The following is a 6,547-nucleotide window of genomic DNA, read 5'->3' on the forward strand; positions in this document are numbered from 1 at the left end:
AATCTAAAATACTCGATTGATATCAATTAGATATGAATAGGGAATGTTAATGATATTTAACATTTATAGTAAGGGCGCATCTGTAGTAACAAAATGCCAGATAGAAAAAAGGCTAGCATCGAGTGCTAGCCAAATATAAAAGTTAGGAAGGGTGTTGCTTTTCCTCTAGGCTAACGTCATTGACGTTAGCCTGAGAAATATTATGCGGAAAGCATGAGTGAATCGGCTTTCGCTTCTAGGTTTGAGTTACCCATTAAGAAGTCATCAATGGCAATTGCACATTCACGACCTTCGTTAATGCAGCGAACGACCAGAGACTGACCTGTACGCATATCACCAGCGGCAAAAACGCCTTTCTGGTTGGTTGCATAACCTTCAGAAGCAACGTTACCGCGCTCGTCCAGTTTGATATCAAGTTGAGCAAGTACACCGGTTGGCTCTGGGTGTAGGAAACCCATCGCTAGGAATGCTTGGTCACATGGAATCACACGCTCTGAGTTTGCTACTTCGTCAAAAGTAGGGCGCTCACCTGGCGCTGCGTCTTTCCACACGATATCGGCGATACGTAGACCGGTCACTTCGCCTTGATCGTTGCCGATGAACTCTTTAGTCAAGATGTTCCAGTGACGTTCACAGCCTTCTTCGTGAGAAGTCGTGGTCTTCATGATCATCGGGTATTGAGGCCAAGGCATATTTGCAGGGCGCTTCTCTGGTGGGATCGGCATGATCTCAACCTGAGTGATGCTCGCTGCTTTGTGACGGTTTGATGTACCCACACAATCAGAGCCAGTATCACCGCCACCGATAACCACAACGTGCTTATCTTTAGCGTGAATCTCTTCACCTTTTAGGTCCATGTCGTTTGCACGGCGGTTGTTTTGGCCAAGGAATTCCATAGCAAAATGAACGCCTTTCAATTCACGACCTGGGATTGGTAGGTCACGAGGAACCGTAGAACCACCAGTTAGCAATACCACATCAAACTCTTGGCGTAGCTGTTGAGCGTTAACATCAACACCAATGTGCTGATTCACTTTAAACTCAACGCCAGCTTCAGCCATTAGGTTGATCTTACGATCAATCACGTCCATACCTAGTTTGAAATCTGGGATACCGAAACGCAGTAGGCCGCCAACTTTCTCGTCACGTTCAAATACCGTCACCGAATGGCCGGCGCTGTTTAGCTGCTCAGCTGCGGCTAGACCTGCAGGGCCAGAGCCAACAATCGCTACGGTTTTGCCTGTACGAGAGCGAGGTGTTTTTGGTTTTGCGTACCCTTCACGGTACGCAGTTTCTACAATCGTTTTCTCGATATTACAGATGGTGATTGGGTCTTGGTTAATACCTAGTACACAAGCACTCTCACAAGGAGAAGGACACACACGACCTGTAAACTCAGGGAAGTTATTGGTCGAGCTTAGGATGTTCCAAGCTTCTTCCCAGCTGTCACGATAAACCGCGTCATTAAATTCTGGGATGATGTTACCAATTGGACAACCGCTGTGACAGAAAGGTACGCCACAGTCCATACAACGAGATGCTTGAGTATTGATCTTGTCGCCAAACTCTTCGTTAAGTACGAACTCTTTGTTGTCTTCAATACGAACCGATGGATCGAGCTTCTTTGGAAGCTCGCGACCGTGTTCTAAAAATCCAGTAGGCTTACCCATTATACTGCCTCCACTTCTTCCGTTTGTGCCTGTTGTGCTTCAGCTTTACGCTTCTCAAGAACTGCTTTGTAGTCGCGTGGCATTACTTTAATTAGTGATGCAACACTTGCTTCAAAGTTGTCTAGGAAAGACTGAGCAACTTCACTTCCTGTGAATTCAACGTGCTTGGTTAGCATATCTAGTAGAAGATCTTTATCTTCTTGTTCAATTGGATCTAGGTCTACAAGTTCAGGGTTAAGCTTGGTTTCGAAGTCACCGCCTTTATCCCAAACATAAGCGACACCGCCACTCATACCCGCAGCAAAGTTACGACCTGTTGAGCCAAGGATAACGGCTACACCGCCAGTCATGTATTCACAACCGTGGTCACCAACGCCCTCAACAACAACCTTCGCACCTGAGTTACGAACACAGAAACGTTCACCAGCCATACCGCGAATGAAAGATTCACCTGAGGTCGCACCGTAGAAACATACGTTACCAACCACGATGTTATCTTCAGCAACGATAGAAGATTTTGCATCTGGGTACAGTACCAAAGTACCGCCAGACAGACCTTTACCCCAGTAATCGTTCGCGTCGCCTTCTACTTCGAACTTAACGCCTTTCGCAAGGAACGCACCGAAAGATTGGCCAGCGCTACCGTGGAACTTAACGTTCATTGGTTGTGGCAAACCTTGGTCTTTGTAAACCTTCGAGATTTCGTTCGACAGCATGGTACCCGCAGAGCGGTCCGTGTTGATGATTGGGAAGGTCGCATTTACAGCTTCACCTTTCTCAAGTGCAGGAATCGCAGCTTGGATCAACTTGCGGTCTAGAACATCTTCTAGGTTGTGGTTTTGTTGTGTCTGGTTGTAGATACCATCTTCTTCACGAGCCTGCTCAATGTGCAGTACAGGTGTTAGATCTAGGTTCTTGTACTTCCAGTGGCCGATATCGTCACGAACTTTAAGTTTGTGCGATTGACCCACCATCTCATCGATAGAGCGGAAGCCAAGTTCAGCCATTACTTCACGCAGACCTTCAGCCATGTATTGGAAGAAAGTTACTACGTCTTCTACGCGGCCGTCGAAACGCTCACGCAGAGTTTTGTTTTGTGTTGCGATACCAACAGGACATGTATTCTTGTGACACTTACGCATCATGATACAACCTTCAACAACTAATGCTGCTGTTGCTACGCCCCATTCTTCAGCACCAAGTAGTGTTGCTACTGCAAGGTCACGTGGTGTTTTCATCTGACCATCAGACTGAACAACGATACGGTTACGTAGGCCGTTTTTCAGTAGTGTTTGGTGCGTTTCCGCTAGACCCAGTTCCCAAGGCAGACCTGTGTGACGGATAGAAGACATCGGAGATGCACCCGTACCGCCATCGAAACCTGCGATAAGTACTACGTCAGCTTTCGCTTTTGCTACACCTGATGCAATCGTACCTACGCCAGCTTCTGATACTAGCTTCACGTTGACACGGCCGTTACGGTTCGCGTTTTTCAGATCGTAGATTAGCTGAGCCAAATCTTCGATTGAGTAGATATCGTGGTGTGGCGGTGGCGAGATTAGACCTACGCCTGGAGTCGAGTGACGCGTCGCACCGATCCAGTCATCAACCTTATCACCAGGTAGTTGACCACCTTCACCAGGTTTCGCACCTTGAGCCATCTTGATTTGCAGCTCATCAGCGTTCGATAGGTAGTAAGACGTTACACCAAAGCGACCAGAAGCCACCTGTTTGATTGCTGAACGTTCCCAGTCACCGTTTTCTTTACGTTCGAAACGTGCTGGATCTTCACCACCTTCGCCTGAATTTGATTTCGCACCGATGCGGTTCATTGCAACAGCCAGTGTTGAGTGAGCCTCATGTGAGATAGAACCAAAGCTCATTGCGCCAGTAGCGAAACGCTTAAGGATATTCTCGATTGGTTCTACTTCCGCTAGAGGAATAGAGCCTGCTGGGTTCTTGATGAAATCAAGTTGGCTACGTAGTGTTGCTGCGTTGTCGCCTTGGTCATCAACTGCTTTCGCGTACTTCTTGAATTGAGAGTAATCTTTATTACGTGTTGATTCTTGAAGTAGAGAGATAGTTTCTGGGTTGAATAGGTGTTTCTCACCACGTTGTTTCCACTGGTAAACACCGCCAACATCAAGAATTTGAGCTGGGATTTCACGAGCTGGGTAACCAACACGGTGACGAACAAGCACTTCACGAGCGATGTCATCGATCGTTAGACCTTGAATACGAGAAACCGTACCTGTGAAGTACTTTTCAACTACTGACTTGCTGATACCAAGTGCTTCAAAGATTTGTGCACCGTGGTAAGACTGCAGTGTCGAGATACCCATCTTAGAGAAGATCTTCAGTAGACCGCCGTTAACACCTTTACGGTAGTTATCGAAGAACTCACGTGGGTGAACGTTCGGGTCTAGTTTCTTAGTACGTTGTAGTTCAACAATCGTTTCAATCACTAGGTATGGGTTAACTGCGTTTGCACCGTAGCCCAGAAGTGTTGCGAAGTGGTGTGTTTCACGAGCATCACCCGTTTCAACCACGATGTCACACTTAGCACGTAGGCCTTTACGGATTAGGTGGTGGTGTACCGCGCCAACAGCCAGCATTGCTGGAATTGCAGCGTGGTTAGAGTTAACCGCACGGTCAGTCAGTAGGATGATTGAGTAACCATCAATCACGGCATCTTCTGCGTATTGGCAAATACGTTTCAGTGCACGCTCTAACTTACCTTGGTCTCCGTTTGCTTGGAATACGATATCCAGTGTCTTCGCTTGAAGGTGCTCGTTATCGATAGCACGCAGTTTTTCTAACTCAGAGTTAGACAGTACTGGAGACTCAAGCTCTACCTTTTGACAGTGTTCAGGTGTTTCTGAAAGTAGGTTCTGATCTTTACCTAGGTAAGTGTTCAGAGACATAACCATACGCTCACGGATCGGGTCGATCGGTGGGTTAGTTACCTGTGCAAACAGCTGCTTGAAGTAGTTTGAAAGGTGCTGCGATTGGTGAGAAAGAATCGCTAGCGGCCAGTCAGCACCCATTGCAGAAAGTGGCTCATAGCCCGTCTTCGCAAGAGGTAGAATGATTTCGTTTACTTCTTCAGAGCTGACACCAAACGATTGTTGTTTGTGCAGAAGTTTCTCTGGAGAAGGTTGGCTAAATTCGTTGCTCGCGTCTGGTAGCTTTTTAAGGCTCAGAAGGTTCTCTTCAACCCATTTCTCGTAAGGTTGAGATTTCGCGATGCCATCTTTCACTTCTTCATCAGAAATGATGCGGCCTTGCTCAAGGTCAGCAACGAAGATACGACCTGGTTGTAGACGACCACGGTATTCAACGTTTTCTGGTGCGATTTCAACAACACCTGATTCAGACGCCATCACTAGGAAATCGTCTTTGGTCACTGTGTAGCGAGAAGGGCGCAGACCGTTACGGTCAAGAGTTGCACCTACTTGAACACCATCAGTGAAACATACTGAAGCTGGGCCATCCCATGGTTCCATTACGTTCGCGTGGTACTGGTAGAACGCGCGACGAGTTGGGTCCATGTTTTTGTTTTCTTGCCATGCTTCCGGGATCATCATCATCAGCGCATGTGGCAGAGTACGACCAGACAGAACTAGAAGCTCCAATGCCATGTCGAAGTTTGATGAATCCGAGCTGCCTTCCTGACAGATAGGCAGTAGCATGTCGATTTCAGCTTGTGTGAATAGATCCGATTCTAGGATCGCTTCACGCGCTTTCATCCAGTTAAGGTTGCCGCGAACCGTATTGATTTCGCCGTTATGTGCGATGTAACGGAAAGGCTGAGCTAGGCGCCAACGTGGGAATGTATTGGTAGAGAAGCGAGAGTGTACAAGTGCTAGAGCCGTCACCATCGTTGGGTTTTGCAGGTCTAGGAAGTACTGAGGAACTTGTTCTGTTGTTAGCTGACCTTTGTACACCAATGTCTTGTAAGACATAGAGTTGATGTAGAAGTCATCACCGATATTTGAAACGCTTTCTAGGCACACGCGAACAGTGTAGTTACGCAGAACGTACAGTTTACGCTCAAGCTCTTCTGGAGTAATACCAGGGCCGCCAGAGATAAATACGTGTTCAAATTGAGGTTCAGTGCTTAGTGGGTCAGCACCAATCATTGAATTGTCCGTCGGAAGTTCACGGTAGCCGATCACTTCTAACTCTAGGCGTTGTGCATTGCGTTCTAGAATGTCGCGACACTGTGCACGTTTGTGTTCATCTTTAGGGAAAAGTACAACACCAACACCATATTTTTCAAAAGACGGCAGTTTAATTCCAAGCTTAACGGCTTCTTCAAGTAAGAATTCGTGCGGCTTCTGTAGCAGGATACCTGCACCATCACCAGAACACGGATCGCAGCCTTGGCCGCCACGGTGTTCCATACGTGCAAGCATATCGAGTGCTTGAGTTACTACATCATGAGATTTGCGATTCTTTAGATGCGCAACAAAACCGATACCACAAGCGTCATGCTCCAGTTCAGGAGTATACAGACCCTGTGAGTTCTGCTCTTGATCTACCATAGATACATCCTTCCAGTTAAATCTAGGCGCAACTTCTTTGTATAAAGTCAGCCTTGTCCTTTTATATTTATGAGTCTAAACCGGCCTGTGTTGGCGGTTTGAATCCTTTCCGTATCTCGCAGGAAAAGTATTGCGAGAAAAACAATCCTTAGTGATATCCGTTTATTTTTAACCACAAACTAGTGGTTTATATAGGTGGGAGTTAGATATCACCGACTTATTAGCAAGTTTTTGTTGTAAGTAAATACTCAAAAATAGCCAATATGTGTAAGTATCCTACAATTTTGTCTAGGCGAATTGCAATGAAAGTTGACCCATGTAGACCATTTT

The 6,547-nt window shown here is 46.6% G+C and carries 2 protein-coding genes; both read right to left on the reverse strand.

Going from position 1 to position 6,547, the window contains the following annotated elements:
• Nucleotides 1–200: 200 nt before the first annotated feature.
• Nucleotides 201–1,670 carry a glutamate synthase subunit beta gene (locus BCT81_RS20815; RefSeq protein ID WP_102425685.1) on the reverse strand — a complete coding sequence of 490 codons (1,470 nt, stop codon included), beginning with the start codon at nucleotides 1,668–1,670 and terminating at the stop codon, nucleotides 201–203.
• Nucleotides 1,670–6,217 carry a glutamate synthase large subunit gene (gene gltB, locus BCT81_RS20820; RefSeq protein WP_102425686.1) on the reverse strand — a complete coding sequence of 1,516 codons (4,548 nt, stop codon included), beginning with the start codon at nucleotides 6,215–6,217 and terminating at the stop codon, nucleotides 1,670–1,672. The genes BCT81_RS20815 and gltB overlap by 1 nt, the downstream gene beginning before the upstream one ends.
• Nucleotides 6,218–6,547 lie beyond the last annotated feature (330 nt).

Source organism: Vibrio sp. 10N.261.52.A1, from assembly GCF_002876325.1.
Lineage (GTDB): Bacteria > Pseudomonadota > Gammaproteobacteria > Enterobacterales > Vibrionaceae > Vibrio > Vibrio chagasii.